The sequence below is a fragment of the Pseudomonas sp. C2B4 genome (assembly GCF_013359695.1).
GTDB lineage: Bacteria > Pseudomonadota > Gammaproteobacteria > Pseudomonadales > Pseudomonadaceae > Aquipseudomonas.
Window position 1 is genome coordinate 41,104 of sequence record NZ_JABFMU010000004.1, and the last position, 19,196, is coordinate 60,299.

The window sequence follows — 19,196 nt, forward strand, 5'->3', positions numbered from 1 at the left end:
TAAAAATCAATTCTTGAGCAGCAAGGCGCCTTCGATCGGCACGTAGCGGCTGGCGGCGCGGATCAGCGAATTGGCGGTCAGGCCCGGTACGCCATAAGCCACCGCTTGCACGCCATGTTTGCTGATGATGCGTTCCAGCAGCATGTCGAAATCGCCATCGCCGGAGGCCAGCACCACTTCGTCGACATGGTCCGCCGCGTCCATGATGTCGAGGGTGATGCCCACGTCCCAGTCGCCCTTGGCCGAGCCGTCGCTGCGCTGGATATAAGGCTTGAGCTTCACGGTGAAACCGAGGTTGCGCAGGATCTGCTGGAACTGCTGCTGTTTACTGTCGCCACGATCGATGGCGTAGGCATAGGCCTCGACGATCTGCCCCTGCTTGCTGATTTCAGCCCACAAGGCGGCATAGTTGAAATGGCAACCGTAGGCCTGACGCACGGTGTAATAGAGGTTCTGGACATCGGCGAACACAGCGATCTTCTTCACCGCAACATCCCCTTGGTGCGCAGGCAGGAACAGGCACCAGGCCCGAAAAGTCGCCCAGTATGCCAGCCTGAAGGAGTGTTCCGCGAATAATCGGCCCGACGCGCCTTGCAACCTCGGACGAATGGCAGCCCTGCGAGATGACAGCCTGTAGATGGAAACCTGTGGCGAGGGGATTTATCCCCGTCGGGCTGCGAAGCGGCCCCCTGCGTCCACCCAGATAAACTGAGCGGGTCGGATTTACGACTGCTTCGCAGCCGAACGGGGCGGTGCGACGTTTCGCTAAATCCCCTCGCCACCGGGTTAGGTGCTAAATCTGAAAGCTTGAATCAGACGAAGGAATCGTCGTCGCCGCCAAAGAACGATGAGCTGTCATCGCTGTAGTCGGCGTCAGTAAAGCCGCCCTGGTCATTGCCCCAGGAATCGTTACCGGCCATGCGCTGGTCGTCGCCCCAGCCATTGTTGCTCTGGTCGTTAACCTGAGCGGGTTCTTCCTTGATGACTTCGACAACTTCTTGCGGTTGCTGATTGTGATGAAACAGGCTGCTGATGCCTTGCGCCAGCATCACGCCACCTGCGACACCGGCGGCGGTTTTCAGTGCGCCGCCGAGGAAACTGCTGCCGGCGGCAGGCATCTGTTGTGGTGGCGCGTAGTTCTGTTGCGGCGGGGCGCCGAAGTTCTGCTGTGGCGGTTGTGAGTTGAACGAAGACCGTCCCGGCTCACGCCAGCCGCCACCGTTCGACACAGGCGCACTCTGGCTCGGCGCGGGTTGCGAGTCGCGGGCGCCGCCACCGAAAATGCTCGACAGGAAACCACCGCTGCTCGGCGCAGGAGCTGGCGTGGCCGTCTGCGACCTGGCTTGTTGCAGGTCGGCCTGCAATTGCTGGATTTGCGCAGTGAGTTGTTTGTTCTGCTCGTCGAGGCGCTTGATCGCCGCCTCTTGCACCAGAATCGCCTGGGTCATGAAATACCCTGCCGCGGGTTGGCGAGTCAGGTGTTCCTTGATCCGCGCCTCGGCCTGGGCGTCGCGCGGGGCTGCATCCGTTTCGGCCTGTTGCAGCCGGGAAAACAGTCCATCGATCAGGGTTTGTTCTTCGCTGTTCATGGCGACCTCGTAGATTGCCGGGGAAATCGTTGTCCTTTTCCACTCAAGGATAAGGTGCTCGACCTTAATGGAGGCTGAAACAAGTTGTTTCAATGAGCTTTACCGAACGTTTACGTTTGCGCCCTTCGCCACTTCATCGGTTAAAGTGAGCCACTGCTTCCAACCTGCGATACCGACTGATGAATCCGTTCGATGTACTGCGTGACTCCCTGTATTTCTTCAAGCGCAATCTGGGCCAGATCGTGCAGCTGTGTCTGCCGCTGGTGATTGTCGAGGCCCTGTTGCAACAGGTGGTCGATCACTCCACCGAGCCGGACAGTTTCCCCGGCATCAGCGTGATCGTCGGCCTGCTGGTCTATCCGCTGTACACCGCCGCGCTGATCCTGTTTCTCGATGCCCGCAGCCGTGGCGAATCGCCAAGCAACCGCGAACTGCTGTCGCGCTCCGCTTACCTGTGGCCGCGCTTCGCCCTGCTCACGGCCCTCAATACGCTGCTGATTCTGCTCGGCCTGTCGCTGTATTTCCTGCCGGGTATCTATCTGATGGTGACCCTGGCGTTCGGTGAATACTTGCTGGTACTGCGTGGCCTGGCGCCGCTGGCGGCCATGAAGGAAAGCCTGCGCCTGACCCGCGGCCACTTCATCCGCATCCTGGTGTGCATCCTGTGTGTGATGGCACCGTTATGGCTGCTCAAGGGCGCGACCCTGGCGGCGTATCCCGAGCCGCAGAACCCGGTGATCTCGCTGTTGATCGACAGTGCTCACAGCTTCCTGCAATTGTTCACCAGCGTGGTGCTGTTCCGTCTGTTCATGCTGATCAGCGATGTGCCGGAAAAAATCGACGGGCCACTCTGACCTTGGGCGACCGACCGTCAGTCGGGTATGCTCGGGATCAATTTTCGTAACGCGATAAGTTGAGCCATGACCCGACTGCTGCGCTACACCTTGCCGGGATTGCTGATCGTTGTCGGCCTGATCGGCGTGATGATCTACAGCCTGACCTGGCGTCCCGCCGCCCGTGAAGTATTGCCCGTCAGCTGCGCCAGCAAGGCGCCGAACCTGGCTCCCGGCCAGGCATTGAAAGTCATGACCTGGAACGTCCAGTACCTGGCGGGCAAGCGCTACGTGTTCTGGAATGACCTGGCTTCCGGCACCGACGATACACCCACGCACGAAGACATGGCCTTCAGCCTTGATGAAGTGGCGCGGGTGATTCGCGACGAGCAACCGGACGTCGTGCTGTTGCAGGAACTTGATGACGGCGCCAAGGCCAGCGATTACCAGAACCAGCTCAAACTGCTGCAGGAACGGCTCGCCGACCTGTATCCGTGCAGCGTCCACGCCTTCGACTGGAAGGCTGACTTCGTCCCCGATCCGCATATCTTCGGCAGCGTTGGCCGGCAACTGGCCACCCTGAGCCGCTATCAGATCGAACATGCCCAGCGCCTGCAATTGCCGGTTGCGCGGGCCAACCTGATCAGCCGCCAGTTCCAGCCCAAAAACGCTGTACTGGTTGCCTACCTGCCATTAAGCGACGGCGGTCAGTTAGCAGTGCTCAACACCCATCTGGATCGCGCCACGCAGCCTGACGACACGCTGCAAGCCCAGGTGACTGCCGTGGCCAAGACCCTGGACAAGCTCGAAGGTCGCGGTACGCCATGGTTGATCGGCGGCGATTTCAATCTGCTGCCACTAGGGCAATACCAGCGCCTGCCCAGCGAACAACGCACGCCCTACTCCGCCGACAGCGCCCTGCATGTGCTGTGGGACAAGTACCCGATGATCCCCACCAACAACGAAGCCAGCGGCATCGACCGCGCCCGCTGGCTGACCCACTACCCGAACGACCCTGGCCTGAACGGCCCGGATCGCACTGTCGACTACCTGTTTTACAGCCCGCGGATCAAACGGGTCGAGGCGATGGTGAGGCAGGACGATACGTTAAGGATTTCCGATCACTTGCCGGTGATTGCACGGTTTCTGCTACCCGCTACACCTTGATCCATGTTTCCAGGCGAATGCATAACCTGTGGGAGCGAGCCTGCTCGCGAAAGCGGTGTGTCAGTCGGTATCAGTATTGAATGATCAACCGTATTCGCGAGCAGGCTCGCTCCCACAGGGACCTCGCCTTCAGTTCGCCTGCCAATCGTCCGGGATAACTGCAATCACATCGATCTCCATCAGCCATTGCGGCTGCCCAAGCCCGGAAATCACCAGGCCCGTGGAGATCGGGAACACCCCCTTCAGCCACTTGCCCACCACCTGGTAAACCGGCTCGCGGTAACGCGGGTCGATGATGTAGGTGGTGGTTTTGACGATGTGCGAAAGATCGCTGCCCGCCTCCTCCAGTAGCTGTTTGACGTTTTTCATCGCCTGCTCGGCTTGTGCGGCCGGATCGCCAAGCCCCACCAGGTTGCCTTCGAAATCGGTGCCGATCTGGCCCCGCACGTACACCGTGTTGCCAGCCCGTACGGCTTGGCAAAGGTCATTGTCCAGCGACTGGTTGGGATAGGTGTCTTTGGTATTGAACATGCGAATTCGCGTGTGAGTAGGCATCAACTGACTCCCCTGAAACTTGATTGAGATGGTGGATCGCAATGACCTCACAGCCATTGCGTCGATCGATTCTTAACGCTGCGAAGGATCGCGGTACTCAAGGTATTGGCGCTGGGTGGCGATGTGACCCGCGACATGCTTGGCGTCGTGCCAGACACCCCAGATAAAGCTCGACCCGCGACGCGACAGCCACGGCAGCCCCACGAAGTAAACACCCGGCTCGCTCGACACACCGCGCTGATGGCGAGGCTTGCCCTTGTCGTCAAACGCGTCGACCTGCAACCAGCTGTAATCGACGGCGTAACCGGTTGCCCAAATGATCGAGGTGATGCCCGCTTCGGCAAGATCGAGCTCCAGGATCGGGTTCGTCATGCAATCAGGATCGGGCAGCATGAACCGGGCTTCGGGTTCTTCCGGCAGGTCGAGACCGTTGCGCGCGACGTAGGCATCCGCCGCATCCAGCAACGACAGGTAGTTCTCGTCGCCGGCAGCGATGTTTCGCACCAAATCCTTCTGGAACGTCACCACGCCGTCGTTGAAAGATTCAGTCAGCCCCACCAGCGTGACGCCCTGCCTGGCGAGCGCCCGGAAATCAACGGTATTGCCGCCACGAGCACCGCTGACCGCGATGGTCACGTGCTCGCGACCCGGCTGCATGACTTCGGCATCCCAGAGCCCCAGCACCCCCAGCCACCAGCAGAAGTCACGGTTGCGATAGGCGCGAGGCGGACGGTCATGCTGGCCGACGGACAGATAGACCTGTTTACCGGCGCGTTGCAGTTCATCGGCGATCTGCACGCCGGAAGAACCGGCGCCCACCACCAGAACGCCACCCTCGGGCAGTTGCTCCGGATTGAAATATTGAGCCGAGTGAATTTGCGTGACCCGGTCGTCTTTCGGAGCAATCGGCGGAATGACCGGGCGCTGGAAAGGACCGGTCGCCGCCACTACGCGATTGGCCTCGATCACGCCTTCGGAGGTTTCGATGGTGAAGCCTGGGCGATCGGCGTTGCGGACCACTTTCTTGACCTCGACACCGGTACGAATCGGTGCTTCGAATTTCTCGGCGTAGGCTTCGAAATAAGCTGCTACGCGATCTTTTGAGGCGAAGTCATCGGGCTCAAGGTCTTCGAACGCCAGGCCGGGGAAACGGTCATGCCAAACCGGGCCGTTCGCCACCAGCGAATCCCAGCGCCCGGTGCGCCACGCTTCAGCGATGCGATTGCGCTCCAGAACGAGGTGGGGAACACCGAGTTTGCTCAGGTGCTCACTCATGGCGACGCCAGCCTGGCCGGCCCCGACAACAAGCGTATCTACTTCGATCTTATTAACAGTCATGCTTGTGTCCTTCAGTGAGGCGACTATGGCGCACCAAGTCGCAACAGATCAGCCGTTTTTTATTGATGGAGTCCCGCTCTTGCGGCGTACTTTTATTGTGTTCAGTAAATGCAAATAGCGAAAATATGATTTATGTAGTTGCTGACCAGAAAAAACCTAACTAACGACCCAGCTCTTTATTTGTTCTATTTAATAGTTATTAACGCAAACCTGTGGGAGCGAGCCTGCTCGCGAGAGCGGTGCATCAGTCGACATCATTGTTGAATGATCAACCGCATTCGCGAGCAGGCTCGCTCCCACAGTTATTTGTTTAAAGCACGCCGATTTCTTGAGCCGTTCTATCAACGGCAATCTTGGTCTTGGCGATAAGTTCGTCGATTTCACCGCGCGTCGCGATCAGTGCCGGGGCCATGATCATGCGGCCCAGCGTCGAGCGAATGATGACGCCTTCCTCGAAACCGATGGTGCGGCAGCGCCAGGCGATGTCGCCTTCGTTGTCAAAACGCTTGCGGGTCGCCTTGTCTTGCGCGAACTGCAACGCGGCCACCAACCCGACACCCTGGATCTCACCCACCAGCGGGTGATTGCCGAACACCTCGCGCAGACACTGCTGCAGGTACGGGCCGGTGTCGTTCTTCACCTGGGTGACAACCCCTTCATCGCGCAACGCCGTGAGGTTGGCGATCGCAACAGCGGCTGCCACCGGGTGACCGGAATAGGTCAGGCCGTGGGCAAACACACCGCCCTGCTCCACCAGCACCTCGGCCATGCGCCGGCTCAGGATCAGGCCACCCATCGGGATATAGCCCGAGGTCAGGCCCTTGGCGATCGACAGGGTGTCCGGTTCGAAATCGAAGTGCTGGTGGGCAAACCATTCACCGGTACGACCGAATCCACCGATCACCTCGTCAGCACACAGCAGAACGTCGTATTGGCGGCAGATCCGCTGGATTTCCGGCCAGTAGCTTTCTGGCGGGAAAATCATGCCGCCAGCGCCCTGGAAAGGCTCGGCGACGAAGGCTGCGACGTTCTCGGCGCCCAGTTCGAGAATCTTGGTTTCCAGCTGCCGGGCAGCACGCAGACCGAATTCCTCCGGGGTCAGATCACCTTCGTGGGCGAACCAGTAAGGCTCATCGATGTGCGCGACATCGGGAATCACGCCGCCCATGTCGTGCATGAACTTCATGCCGCCCAGCGCCGTGGCGCCCAGGGTCGAGCCGTGATAACCGTTCCAGCGACCGATCATGATCTTCTTCTGCGGCTTGCCGAGGATCTGCCAGTAGCGGCGCACGGTACGGATCAACACCTCGTTGGCTTCGGAGCCGGAGTTGGTGTAGATCGCGTGGCTGTAGTGCTTGGGCAGCAGGCTGAACAGCAACTCGGAAAGCTCGACCACCGCCGGGTGGGTGGTGTGGAAGAACATGTTGTAGTACGGCAATTGCTCCAGTTGGCGAGTCGCCGCCGCCGCAAGGTCCTTGCGCCCATAACCGAGGTTGGTGCACCACAGGCCGGACATGCCATCGAGGTAGCGATTGCCGTCGTTGTCCCACAGGTGCAGGCGGTCGCCACCGACGATGACGCGTGGGCCTTCGGCGTTCAGCGCCTTCTGATCCAGGAAGGCGTGAATGTGGTGGGCGGCGTCGCCGGCTTGATAGTCGCGGGTTTCGCGCTGGGGTTTGTAATCAGTTGTCATTTTTTATTCTCCTGAATGAATAGAGGTTCAGTTCCCGGACACCGTCGTGAGTGGTGCCACACCCGGCACATCGTTGCCCTGCGATTCGTTTTGCATGAGTGGTTCAGGCGTGAACAGCGGCTTGCGCATCACGAACTTGACCCAGAGCACAGCGATCACTGATATCACGCCCAGCACCACGCCGGCACAGCCAAAGATTCGCGCAGTCATCTCCGGCGCCGGAGAAACGTGGTAGATCGCGAACAGCATGCCGGCGATGCCGACCACTTGTGGCCATGGATAAAAAGGCGAACGGAATGGACGCGCCATATGGGGATAGCGCCGGCGCAGGGCGATCACATCGATGTGCACGATGATGTAGGCCAGCAGCCACGCGAGCGCGGCGGCCAGGAGCAGCAGGCTGATCGCGGCGGAGTCGTGGCCCAGGATCAGGATCGGCAAGCCCGTAATCGCTGCCACAAAAAGCACCGCCACCCATGGTGTACGACCGCGTGCGGTGAGTCGCTTGAACTGAGGGAAGGCCTGGCCGTTTTGCGCCATGCCGTACAACATGCGCGGCAAGGCGGCCAGGGACGAATTCACGGTGCTGCAGGTCGCGGTAATGGCCGCGACGACCAGAAACAGTTTGCCGGCCTCACCGAAAACGGTGGTGGCGACCAGGTAGTGCGGCAGCGTATCGCTGGCCAGTTGCTCACGAGGGATGCACAACAATGCGCCCAGGCAATACAGAGCGATCACCCCGAAAATCACCGTCAGGCCGATGGTCATCGCCCGTGGGATATTGCGCTCGGGGTTGCGCGTCTCTTCCACCAGCGGACAGACGAACTCCGCCCCGACGAAGCCCCAGACGGCCATGGCAGCCAGGGTGATTGCACCGAACTCCAACGGGTTCCAACCCTGATCGAGCGGCAGTTGCAGGCTGGCCTGGCCGTTACTGAGCGAAGCAAGGCCCATGGCGACGAGGACCACCACCATGACCAGCGCCAGAAGGTTCTGAAGCTTGGCGAACACATCGATGCCGAAGAGGTTCAGCACCGTGAACAGCCCCAACACGCCGTAGGCCACCAGCATGTGCGGAAGGACACCGGGATAAACCTTGCTGATCACCAGGTCCAGCAGGAGCAGTTCTGCGGAGAGGGCAAACATGGCGACCACCATGTACCCCGAAAAGGTCGCCAGGATCGCCGGGAAATGCCCGATCGCCACTTCCGTGTAACTGCTGAGGCTGCCCGCCCGCGGAATCATCAAGGCCAGTTCGGAAAACGACCACGCATAGGTCAGTGCCAGTACATAGGCAATGGCCAGCGGAATGATAAAACCGAATCCGGCGATGCCCGCGCCTTGCAGCATCAGCACCATCACGCCTTGGGACACCACGACGCCTATCGCCACCGCCAGCAAGGAGCCCAGACCCAGGACCCGGCGCAAGCCGCCGGAAGGCCCCTGGGTGCAGGCCGATACATTGGAACTCATGAAAATCTCCCCGTGTTTATTGTTGTTGGTCGCCTCCACGCGGAAGGCAGGGATGAACAAGTGAGGCGCCGATGTTCCGGCAGCCTCAGGTGTCGCCAAGCGCGGCCAGTCCCGCAGCCGCGCCGGGTGAACACATCGGTTTAGCGGGCCGCCCAGGCGTTGAAGCGTTCCTCGAGTTCTTCGCCGTGATCGACCCAGAACGTGGCATCCACCAACTGACCTTCAGCCAGATTGGCCTGGGCAGTGGGGAGTTGGGACAGCGTGTCGGCCGGCAGTTGCGCCAGTACGTCCTTGCGAATCGGGCCGTAGGGAATCTGGGTGGAGAAGGATTTCTGCCCGCTCGCCTGGCTGGCAAACACGATGAAGCGCTCGGCCAGCGCCTTGTTCGGACTGCCGCGAACGATGGCCCAGTGATCAGGATCGTAAAGGTGACCGTTCCATGAGATGGCCAGTTTCGAGCCTTCCTTTTGCGCGACAGCTATCCGGCCGTTGTACGCGGCAGACATCACAACATCTCCCGCCGCGAGCCATTGAGGCGGCTGCGCGCCGGCTTCCCACCACTGGATCGAGGGCTTGATCTGGTCAAGTTTGCGGAAAGCCCGATCCACGCCTTCCTTGGTACCCAGCACCTTGTAGAGGTCTGTCTGTTTGACGCCATCGGCGAGCAGCGCCACTTCCAGCGTGTACTTGGCGCCTTTGCGCAGGCCGCGCTTGCCCGGATATTGCTGCAGATCCCACAGCGCAGCCCAGGATGTCGGTGCCGCGCCCACCTTGCTCGAGTTGTAGGCGAGCACCATCGACCATACGTAACTGGCCACACCGCACTCGCTGACCGCGCCCGGCAAGTAGTTGCCCGCTTCGCCGATCAGTCCTGGATCGAGCCGCTCGAACAAGCCCTCCTCACAGCCTCGCACCAGTTCGGGGCTTTCAACTTCGACGACATCCCAACTGACCTGGCCCACCTCCACCATGGCTTTGACTTTGGACAGTTCGCCGCTGTATTCGCCGACGACAACTTTACCCGCACCACTTTTTTCAAAGGGTTTGAAGTAAGCGCCTTCCTGTGCTGCTTTAGTGGCACCACCGAACGAAATAACCGTAAGACTTTCGGAATGCGCAACCACGGGCACCGTGAATACAAGTAACGCGGTTAAACCAGCGCACGCTTTAACATTTGAAGACGAATATCTGAACATAGAAGCTCCCTCACTTTTTAATTGTGATTAGTTACTGAGGCAGTCACGGCCACGCAGCCGCAATGACGCGCATTACAATCCGCGCGAGGACATCTTGTTGTTTTTAATTCGCACTCTATTCAAGCGTGCGGCCCGTTACTTACGAAAGACTCAACGCAATTGAAACCAGGTTGTTTTCAGCTGGGTGTATTTATCAAACGAGTGCAACGACAGGTCTCGGCCGAAACCCGATTGCTTGCCGCCACCGAATGGCACGCTGACATCCAGGGCATCCACGGTGTTCACCGAAACCGTGCCCGCCTTCAGCGCACGGGCGACGCGGTGCGCGCGATTCAGATCGTCGCTCCAGACAGAGGCGGCCAGTCCATAGATGCTGTCGTTGGCCAGTTGCACCGCTTGCTCTTCGGTGTCGAAGGTGGAAATCGCCAGCACCGGCCCGAATACTTCTTCCCGTGACAGATGAGACGCTTGGGCGACGTCGGCAAAAAGGGTCGGTTCGATAAAATTGTCCGAACCGTTGAAACTCAAGCGGCGACCGCCCGCGAGCAGCTTCGATCCGTCTTCCCGCGCACGCTCGATAAAACTCATCACTCGCGAGGCCTGGCCGGCATCGACGATGGCGCCCGCAGGGCTTGCAGGGTCCAGAGGATCGCCAGGCATCCACGCTTTGGCCTTTTCCAGAAGCCGTTCGATGAATTCATCCTTGATCGAACGCTGCACATAGAGGCGAGAGTTGGCCGAGCACACCTCGCCCTGGTTGAAGAAGATGCCGAAGGCCGCTTTCTCCGCCGCCAGATCAAGATCACGGCAATCGTCGAACATCAGGCTTGGGCTCTTGCCGCCACACTCCAGCCAAACCTGCTTGAGGTTCGATTGCGCCGAATACTGCATGAAGTATTTGCCCACCTGGGTCGAGCCGGTGAACACCAGGCAATCGACATCGGGGTGCAAGCCCAGCGCCTTGCCGGCGCTTTCACCCAGCCCCGGCAGCACATTCAGCACGCCTGGCGGCAAACCGGCTTCCAGGGCCAACTCCGCCAGGCGCAGGGCCGAGAACGGTGATTGCTCGGCGGGTTTGAGGACCACGCTATTGCCGGCAGCCAGGGCTGGCGCCAGCTTCCACGCCGCCATATCGAGCGGGAAGTTCCACGGCACGACAGCCGCGACGACACCCAGCGCTTCCCGGGTGATGGTCGCCAGCGCCGATGACGCGGTGGGTGCGACCTGATCGTACAGTTTGTCCAGCGACTCGCCATACCAGGCGAACACATGGGCGGCACCGGGGACGTCGATGTTGTAGGCATCCATCACCGGCTTGCCCATGTTGAGTGAATCCAGCAGCGCCAGCTCTTCGCGATGCGCAAGCACCAGCTCAGAGAGACGCAGCATCACCCGCTTGCGCTCGACCGGCGCCATGCGGGCCCAAGGGCCTTCGTTGAAAGCCCGGCGCGCACTGCGCACCGCCAGCTCCACTTCAACTTCGCCGCAAGCAGCGACACGGGCCAGCAACTGGTTGGTTGCCGGGTTGATGGAATCGAACGTTGCGCCTGAAGAGGCAGATACCTGCCGGCCATCGATCAAGGCTTTGTCTGAGAAGGTTTGCCGGGCAGCTCTTTGCTGCCAGTAGTCGAGGTCGAACACGCTACGCTCCCTTTACGACCGCCAGGGGTGGTCGGGATGTTGGTCGGGGTAGTTATCAGTGGTTGGAGTGATAGTGCGTCAACCGTGCCCGGAGGAAAATTATTAAAAATATGCTCCGGGTATAAGAAAAAACTGGGCAAGCGCTTAACCAGCCGGGAACCGTCATGAGGTAAGGTTCAGTCAAGCATTCGTGCGGCATGGGCCATTCCGGCTCTCACCGCGAACAGAGCAAAAAGAGGTGCGTGTGGCTTCCTATACCCTGCGGCAACTCAAGTACTTCGTCACCACGGTAGAAGCCGGCAGCGTGGCAGAGGCCTCGAGACAGCTCTATATCGCGCAACCATCGGTTTCAACGGCGATCAAGAGTCTGGAGGAATCCTTCAACGTCCAGCTGTTCATCCGCCACCACGCCCAGGGCGTTTCCCTGACGCCCACCGGCACGCGCTTCTATCACAAGGCGCAAGAGCTGCTGCGCATGGCCAGGGAGTTTGAACAGAATGCGCTGGCCGATAACGATACGGTGTCCGGCCAGATCGATATCGGTTGCTTCGAAACGGTCGCCCCGCTGTATTTGCCGCAACTCATTGCCGACTTTCGCAAGCTCTATCCCGGCGTGGATATCCGCATTCGCGACGGCGAGCAGCAGGAGCTGGTTCAGGGCTTGACCGCCGGCACGTTCGACGTGGCCTTCCTCTACGATCACGGGCTCGACAGCACCATAGAAACCACGCCCCTGATGCCACCGCAAAAGCCCTACGTCCTGCTGCCTGAAGGACACCGCTTTGCTGATCAGAAGGAGGTTTCGCTGAGGGATCTGTGCGGGGAGCCAATGATTCTTCTCGATGTGCAACCGAGCAGAACCTACTTTGTCAGCCTGTTCCACGAACTGGAACTGACGCCGAACATCGTGTTCAGCTCGCCTTCGATCGAGATGGTGCGCGGCATGGTTGGCCAGGGATTCGGGTTCTCCATCCTGGTGACCCGCCCACATTCGGAATGCACTTACGATGGGAAAAAGGTGATATCGGTCGACATAAAAGAGCCGGTCTCAACCTCCGGCCTGGCCTCCGCCCGCCTCAAACGCAATCAACTGACCAAGCCCGCGCAACTGTTCGTGGACTTTTGCCGCGAGCAGTTGAGCCAGAAGGTTACTCATTGAAATCAGCTCGCTCCTCTTGTGGGAGCGAGCCTGCTCGCGAAGGACGCCAACGATAACGCGCCCTGTATGAATGGCCGCGTCGGCAGGGTGTTTTTTTCGCAAGCAAGCATTGTTCCTGCAGGGGGACGAGTACATCCGTGAAGTCAGGCTGGCCGTCAGTCCGTCTTCGCGAGCAGGCTCGCTCCCACATTTGAATCGCAGGCAGATCCCTCAACCAACCTGGCTTTTCGATTGGGCGTGGTTACTCGACCGCACACAGATAGTCCGCCAGCCGAATCAGCATCGCATCACAACCGCTCAACTGCTCCAGGGCGATGAACTCATCGGGCCTGTGCCCTTGATCCATGCTGCCAGGGCCGCAGACCACCGTGGGGATTCCGGCCCGGTCAAACAACCCGCCCTCGGTGCCAAACGCAACCGTTCCAAATGCCGAAGAGTTGCTTAAATGCGCAAGCAGTCGCGCCGCCTCACTCTCGGGCGAAGTCGCCAACCCAGGATAAGCACTCAACGGGCGCAGACGGATGTCCGTGTCCGCTTGTACCGCGCGCATCTTGGGCAACAGCTGTTCCTCAGCGTACGTCTGCAACTGGCTGGCAACGTCCTGGGCATCGAAGTTCGGCAGTGCCCTCACCTCAAAATCGAACTCACATTCGGCAGGCACGATGTTCAGCGCCCTGCCCCCCTTGATCACCCCCGTTTGCACCGTTGAATACGGCGGATCAAAACGTTCGTCATGGTGATCGGGATGCGCAAGCTCGGCACCGATGACGCCCAGTCGACCGATCAACTGCGCGGCATATTCGATGGCGTTCACCCCATAAGGCGCATACGCGGAATGGCACGCGGCACCGCGCACCTCACAGCGCATCGCCAGCTTGCCCTTGTGACCCAGCACAGGCTTGAGCTCGGTCGGCTCGCCGATCAGGCAGAGCCTGGGCTTGTGCGGCCGTCGCTCCAGCTCGGCCAGCATCGACCTGACCCCCAGGCATCCCACTTCTTCATCGTAGGAAAACGCCAGGTGCACCGGAGCGAGCAAAGGGCGCCGTACAAAGACGGGAACCGCCGCGAGCACCGATGCGATGAAGCCTTTCATGTCCGCCGTGCCGCGACCGTAGAGACGCCCGTCCTTTTCCGTCAGGCGGAACGGATCAACCGTCCAGGCCTGTCCATCCGCCGGCACGACATCAGTGTGACCGGAGAGCACCACCCCGCCTGACGTGAGAGGGCCGATGGTTGCGAACAAATTAGCTTTGGTGCCTTCGTCGTTGAAGAAGAGTTCACTCTGAACGCCATGCCCGGCCAGGTAAGCCTCGATGAAGCGAATCAGTTCCAGGTTGGAGTCCCGGCTGACGGTGGCGAAGGCAACGAGCCGCTCCAGAAGGTCGCGGCTGGAGGCATTACTCATCCCCTGGCACTCCGTAGCTCGGTGCCGCCGTCGGGTTGAGTGCGCGGGTCAGGTAGTCCTGCATCTGCGGTCGATACGCCTGCCAGAGCCCGTGAAGCTGCCCGATCGGATCTTCCTCGGCCCAGTCGACCCGCAAGTCGATGATCGGCCATGTGTAGTCGCCCACCACTTTGAGCGCTGCAGAGTGCACAGGTCCCGCCTCACCACCGGCAGCCATGGCGGCCTGCATCGCCGCCAGCAACCGATCCGCCAACTGACCCGGCTCGGCCTCGAACGCCTCGACCATGGCCTCAATCACTCGCACATCGCTGAGCAGGTTACCCGCCGCGACACACTGCTCGCCTTTCACGGCGTTATGCACGCCCAGCGATTCCTTGCCGCTGAAGCAGGCAATCCGACCCGACGCGTCGATCACCGTGACCTGCCGATACTGACTCCAGCCATTGGACGTGAGCGCCTTGTCCAGCGCTGCGTCCGCGTCCAGATGCTGATGTTCCAGCAAATCCAGTATCTGCGGCCCCAACGCCGGCAGCGTAATGTTCTGTGTAGAAACAGCCCCGACCCCCGCCCGCGCCCAAGGGCAACGCGCGCCTACCGCAATGCTTGAAGAACTGATCGCGATACCGAGCTGCCCGGTTTCAGGGCAACGCCCGATAATTGAGAACGTCATGGCTCACTCCTTAGGTTGGCTGTGCATGCGTGATTGCATTCTGTTCATGCACAGGAAAGGGAGAAAGCAGGTTTTTTGTGGCTTTGGGGTAGGAAAAAACTGGGCTCTGGATGAAGACGCCGAGGGCAGTCTTCAACCTGGGGGGATCGCCCCAAAAATCACTCCAATCTCATCAGCCCATATGCAATAAATCCCCAAACAGCAATGCCAGCCAGCATCACTGCTTCGATCTTCAAAAGACGCTTTAGATAAGGCGGAAAGTTTTTAATATCCTCGGGGTGCAGTTCACCAATGCGGATTGAAGCCCTCGGCATCGTCACCATCCCGGCGATTTTTGCGATCAGCAGGAGCCCCCCAAACCCATGCTTACCCAAAGCAGGCCCCCATAAGTGGACATAACGACTGTGCTTCAAGGCCTCCAGCATAGCGTCAAGGTGGCGGTGTCTGAGGTACAGACTGAATGCAATACTCGCAATTGCCAGCAAAACCGGACCCGCCAGGAGCAAGAAAGCTAGCCAGGACATCCAAAAATCCTCTCCCATCATGGCCGGGTTTTCTCGTATAAAATTTCACCCATTAACTCAACCCCATCACCCATATAAGTCGTACCCACCCATGATCCAACACCTATCAAGGTCGCGGCGCAGACGACTCCCCCAACGCCTGTAGAGACGCCTAGCGCCAGACAGACAGGAGCACTGACATATTTACCAATCTGTGCACCCGCAACGCCACCCAAAGTGGCCCCCACAAACTTCCCGCCTTCGGTAAACCTGACCTTCTTACAGGCGTCTACCGAGTCAGCGTTACAAACCTGCTGAACAGCCAGCAACGACGAAACCCCACCAACCCCAATCCCGATATACCCTCCCGCCTGCATGTATCTGGCAGCCCGACTGATCGCATTCACATGCGTGGCATACCCCGGTATCTGCCCCGGCGCACCGGCCTTGCCCCAGTGGAGCACCAGACTGCGGCTGGAAATGCCAAGGGCCGACTTCAGCTTGGGGTGATCACCCAAAGTGGTCTGGCCACGCAACCGAGTGGAGTTCAGCAGGTGGGCATCCAGTTGGGCGAGCAAGTGCTGGCGATGGGCGAAGAACTGCGGCGTTCTGAGGTGGCCGTGCTGGCGATAGGTTTCCTGGTGCAGGCGTTCCATGGCCTGCAGGATGTCACGAAGTTGGGTCAGGTGCTTCTCCATCACCACGGCGCTGACGCCGAGCCAGGTCGAGGACTGGCCGGTAAAACTGGCGATTTCAGCGGCGTGGCGGTACATGAACTCGGCTTCGTCCGGCGTCAGGGGATCAAGAGCTGACTTAACCTGTTGAGCGGCCTGCATCATCTGCGCTTCCTGGTAGGTGCAGGAAGTATTGTTCGGATCGCTCAGTACGAACATCGAGCCCGCTTTAACGTCTCCTCGATCAGGGTTAAGCGCCTGAAACTTGCTCATCACGCCCGGGTCGCGGGTGGCGAAAAGTGTGGCCTCCAGAGCTTCGCGGGTCATGCTTTTGGGCACCACATAGAAGCCTGGCTCTTGCGCTGGCACGCTGTTGAACGGCGCTGGATGGTTCGAAGGGGAGAAACCGGATTGATGCGGTGCTGCAGAGCGGGTTACCGCAGGCGACGCCGATTGTGTGGATCGCCTTCCCGCTTGCACAGCACCGTCGTTCCCATAGATAGCCGTGACGACCGACGGAATCAGTTGAGCGTTACAGGGACAACCACTGTGGCTATCCAGCGTCCCGGCCACGTGCCGGCCATTGCTGAAAATGTGCGAAACGCCACCGACGATCTGATAGATCTTGCCGTCCTTGCCACAAGAAACCCGATCACCTTCGCGAGCATGGGCGATACCAAACATCATGACACTGGTATCACCCTCCAGGATCTTGCCGCCACAGCTGGTTTTGTCATCCCGGCCAATGAAATACCCCTTACTCATGGGTTTTCCCTCCCTCGATAGAGGGAAGTAGACGTCCATTCATTTCCTGATCCTTATCGTCGTCAATTCTGAGTTGCCTTCCCCTTTCGCCCTGGCTTGGAGCACTGAGCCGGGGGAACATCGGGGCGACGACGAAATGAGACGGCGGGACGGTTGGACCCCGCAATCCCGATGGCGGGGCCATCAGGAGTGATCAGGAAATTTCTGCGAAAACGACGAGCCAATTCCTACACAAGAATCTGGTGAAACGGCAAAAACCATCAAAAACCTGTAGACCTCTGTGAAGCTTGATGGTCCAGCCAGCCCACCTTTTTTCACCACAAATCCCGAACTTACTTGCGCGGCTTGATCCGCGCCGTGGCTTCGGCCACCAACGGATCGTCCGGCCAGTAATGTTTCGGATAACGGCCCTTCAAATCCTTCTTCACCTCGGCATAAGTACTGCGCCAGAAGTTCGCCAGATCCTGGGTCACTTGCACCGGACGCCGTGCCGGGGACAACAGGTGCAGCTTGACCACTTGCCGGCCACCGGCGATGCGCGGGGTTTCCGCCAGGCCGAACAACTCCTGCAAGCGCACCGCCAGAATCGGCGGCTGCTCGCTGTAATCCAGGCGGATCGATGAGCCTGAGGGCACGCTCAAGTGATGGGGCGCCAGTTCGTCGAGCCGTTGCGGCAGCGGCCATGGCAGCAGGTTGTGGACGATGCTCGACAGGTCGAGGTTGGCGAAGTGACTGAGCCGCGAGACTTTGCCCAGGTACGGCATCAGCCAGTGTTCGAGGTTTTTGAGCAGCGCGGTATCACTGACATCCGGCCATTCGCTGGCGCCCTTGCCGGCCAGATCCAACTGGCGCAGCAATGCCACCCGTGCCTGCCACTGGCGCAGCTCCGGGGTCCACGGCAACAGCTCCAGGCCTTTGCGCCGCACCAGATTGACCAGCGCCTGACTGCGCGCCGTTTCGTCGAGTCCGGTCAGCGGTTCGCGACTGAGGATCAGCTCACCGACCTTGCGTTGACGTTCGGCGCGCAACACGCCTTCGCGCTCGTCCCAATCCAGCTGGTCGACATTGCGTACCTGTTCGGCGAGCACCGAGTCGAACAGCGTCGGATCGAAATCCGCCGCCAGGTAAATCCGTTCTTCACGCTGGCCCTGACGACTGCCGAGATCAGCGATCACCAGCCACGGTTGTTTCATCAGGCTGTCGGCCTCGGCGAACAGCGCGGCACGGCCGTTGGCCAGGCGATACTCGGCACCACCCGCGCGCCGCTGCTGGGCGACACGATCCGGATAGGCCAGCGCCAGCAGCGCGCCGAGCCAGCGCGGATGGTCGGGGTCGCTGACTGGCTCAGTTGCCTTGCCGCGCAGATAACCACGGTACTGCCGCGCCAGTTGTCGGGCACGTTGCACGCCGCCCTGGGCACCGCGAGCGGCGCGTTCTTCGCCGGACAACAGCACCAATCGACTGTGAAGATCCGCCCCGGCACCGCGCAGGATATCGCGCTCACCGAGCAGCGCCGCCACATCACAGGCCATGTCTGCCAGCCCCAGCGCCTGCCCGCGCAACAGCAAGTGGGCGATGCGTGGGTGGGCCGGCAATTCGGCCATGGCCTGACCGTGGCGCGTCAGCGCCTCACCTTCCAGCGCGCCCAGGCGCTCGAGCAGATCCTGCGCCTGGGAGTACGCCGCAGCCGGCGGCACATCCAACCAGACCAATTGCGCCGGTGTCACGCCCCAACGGCCCAGTTGCAAGGCCAGCCCGGCGAGGTCGGCAGAAAGAATTTCCGCACTGCCGTAGGCCGCCAATTGCTCGTGTTGATCCTGCGACCACAAGCGATAACAGACGCCAGGCTCCAGACGCCCTGCCCGGCCGGCGCGCTGGGTGGCGCTGGCCTTGGAAATGCGCTGCGTGTCGAGCCGGGTCATGCCGCTGCCGGGATCGAAACGCGGCACCCGCGCCAGCCCGGCATCGATCACCACCCGCACGCCGTTGATGGTCAGGCTGGTCTCGGCGATGTTGGTCGCCAGCACCACTTTGCGCTTGCCCTCTGGCGCCGGGTCTATCGCTGCACGTTGTGCGGCCAGGTCCAGTTCACCGTGCAACGGGCAGAGCAAAATCTGCGTGTTGTCGCTCAAGGCATCGGCCAACTGTTGATGGGCACGACGGATTTCCGCCTGCCCCGGCAGGAACACCAGCACGCTGCCGGTTTCATCGTTCAAGGCTTCGAGAATGGTCTGCACCAGTCGCGGCTCGATGAACTCACCGGCCTGAAACGGCCGGCCCCAACGCATCGTCACCGGGTACATGCGGCCTTCGCTGCGCAGGATCGGCGCATCGTCGAGCAACCCGGCCAGGCGCTCGCCTTCCAGCGTGGCCGACATCAACAGGATTTTCAGCGGCTGATCGTCACGGAACAGCTCCCGGCCATTGAGGCTCAGGGCCAAGGCGAGGTCGGCGTCGAGGCTGCGTTCCGGACTTTTGCCACTTGCAAAAACATGTCATTAGGCTAGCTATATATAGTTATCAGACGCTTATGAG

General features: G+C 60.3%; 15 protein-coding genes and 2 pseudogenes. 4 read left to right on the top strand and 13 right to left on the bottom strand.

Going from position 1 to position 19,196, the window contains the following annotated elements; genetic code table 11:
• Positions 1–6: 6 nt before the first annotated feature.
• Both HNQ83_RS04465 and HNQ83_RS04470 read right to left on the bottom strand, forming a co-directional pair.
• Positions 7–486 (bottom strand): NYN domain-containing protein, encoded by a 480-nt coding sequence (locus HNQ83_RS04465; RefSeq protein ID WP_096514962.1) that lies wholly within the window; start codon positions 484–486, stop codon positions 7–9.
• Positions 487–812: 326 nt separating this feature from the next.
• Complete coding sequence (locus HNQ83_RS04470; RefSeq protein WP_175387865.1) at positions 813–1,589, bottom strand: DUF2076 domain-containing protein; 777 nt, start codon at positions 1,587–1,589, stop codon at positions 813–815.
• 179 nt (positions 1,590–1,768) lie between these two features.
• Between HNQ83_RS04470 and HNQ83_RS04475 the strand changes: the two genes are divergently transcribed.
• Both HNQ83_RS04475 and HNQ83_RS04480 read left to right on the top strand, forming a co-directional pair.
• Positions 1,769–2,443: a YciC family protein gene (locus tag HNQ83_RS04475; protein WP_175387866.1), complete on the top strand. Its 675-nt coding sequence runs from the start codon at positions 1,769–1,771 to the stop codon at positions 2,441–2,443.
• A gap of 66 nt (positions 2,444–2,509) precedes the next feature.
• Complete coding sequence (locus tag HNQ83_RS04480) at positions 2,510–3,589, top strand: endonuclease/exonuclease/phosphatase family protein (RefSeq protein WP_175387867.1); 1,080 nt, start codon at positions 2,510–2,512, stop codon at positions 3,587–3,589.
• 129 nt (positions 3,590–3,718) lie between these two features.
• On the opposite strand, the gene HNQ83_RS04485 is transcribed toward HNQ83_RS04480, so the two are convergent.
• Entirely contained in the window at positions 3,719–4,144 is a 426-nt protein-coding gene (locus HNQ83_RS04485; RefSeq protein WP_175387868.1) for a RidA family protein, read from the bottom strand.
• A gap of 72 nt (positions 4,145–4,216) precedes the next feature.
• Positions 4,217–5,482, bottom strand: coding sequence for an NAD(P)/FAD-dependent oxidoreductase (locus HNQ83_RS04490; protein ID WP_175387869.1), 1,266 nt, complete (start codon positions 5,480–5,482; stop codon positions 4,217–4,219).
• Between the two features lie 212 nt (positions 5,483–5,694).
• Here HNQ83_RS04490 and HNQ83_RS31550 point away from each other — a divergent pair.
• A pseudogene (locus tag HNQ83_RS31550) lies at positions 5,695–5,787 on the top strand (metal ABC transporter ATP-binding protein); the annotation flags it as partial.
• Positions 5,788–5,792: 5 nt separating this feature from the next.
• Here HNQ83_RS31550 and HNQ83_RS04495 read toward each other — a convergent pair.
• The 4 genes from HNQ83_RS04495 to HNQ83_RS04510 form a co-directional block, all read right to left on the bottom strand.
• Positions 5,793–7,175 carry an aspartate aminotransferase family protein gene (locus HNQ83_RS04495; protein WP_175387870.1) on the bottom strand — a complete coding sequence of 461 codons (1,383 nt, stop codon included), beginning with the start codon at positions 7,173–7,175 and terminating at the stop codon, positions 5,793–5,795.
• A 27-nt stretch (positions 7,176–7,202) separates the two neighbouring features.
• Positions 7,203–8,648 carry an APC family permease gene (locus HNQ83_RS04500; protein WP_175387871.1) on the bottom strand — a complete coding sequence of 482 codons (1,446 nt, stop codon included), beginning with the start codon at positions 8,646–8,648 and terminating at the stop codon, positions 7,203–7,205.
• 140 nt (positions 8,649–8,788) lie between these two features.
• Entirely contained in the window at positions 8,789–9,844 is a 1,056-nt protein-coding gene (locus HNQ83_RS04505; protein ID WP_175387872.1) for an ABC transporter substrate-binding protein, read from the bottom strand.
• 150 nt (positions 9,845–9,994) lie between these two features.
• On the bottom strand, positions 9,995–11,485 hold the full coding sequence (locus HNQ83_RS04510; RefSeq protein ID WP_175387873.1) for an aldehyde dehydrogenase family protein: 1,491 nt from the start codon (positions 11,483–11,485) through the stop codon (positions 9,995–9,997).
• A gap of 244 nt (positions 11,486–11,729) precedes the next feature.
• Between HNQ83_RS04510 and HNQ83_RS04515 the strand changes: the two genes are divergently transcribed.
• The gene (locus HNQ83_RS04515) at positions 11,730–12,644 is read left to right on the top strand and encodes a LysR substrate-binding domain-containing protein (RefSeq protein WP_175387874.1); all 915 of its coding nucleotides are present in this window, start codon (positions 11,730–11,732) and stop codon (positions 12,642–12,644) included.
• Positions 12,645–12,885: 241 nt separating this feature from the next.
• Here HNQ83_RS04515 and argE read toward each other — a convergent pair whose 3' ends face one another.
• The 5 genes and pseudogenes from argE to hrpB form a co-directional block, all read right to left on the bottom strand.
• On the bottom strand, positions 12,886–14,049 hold the full coding sequence (gene argE / locus HNQ83_RS04520) for an acetylornithine deacetylase (protein ID WP_175387875.1): 1,164 nt from the start codon (positions 14,047–14,049) through the stop codon (positions 12,886–12,888).
• On the bottom strand, positions 14,042–14,719 hold the full coding sequence (locus HNQ83_RS04525; RefSeq protein ID WP_175387876.1) for a DUF1028 domain-containing protein: 678 nt from the start codon (positions 14,717–14,719) through the stop codon (positions 14,042–14,044). Before HNQ83_RS04525 ends, argE begins: the two co-directional genes overlap by 8 nt.
• A gap of 158 nt (positions 14,720–14,877) precedes the next feature.
• Positions 14,878–15,243, bottom strand: a complete 366-nt coding sequence (locus HNQ83_RS04530; RefSeq protein ID WP_256668855.1) for a hypothetical protein — start codon at positions 15,241–15,243, stop codon at positions 14,878–14,880.
• A 17-nt stretch (positions 15,244–15,260) separates the two neighbouring features.
• Positions 15,261–16,661: a PAAR domain-containing protein gene (locus HNQ83_RS04535; protein ID WP_175387878.1), complete on the bottom strand. Its 1,401-nt coding sequence runs from the start codon at positions 16,659–16,661 to the stop codon at positions 15,261–15,263.
• A gap of 332 nt (positions 16,662–16,993) precedes the next feature.
• Positions 16,994–19,129: pseudogene (hrpB, locus tag HNQ83_RS04540) on the bottom strand (ATP-dependent helicase HrpB); the annotation flags it as partial.
• Between the last annotated feature and the right edge of the window lie 67 nt (positions 19,130–19,196).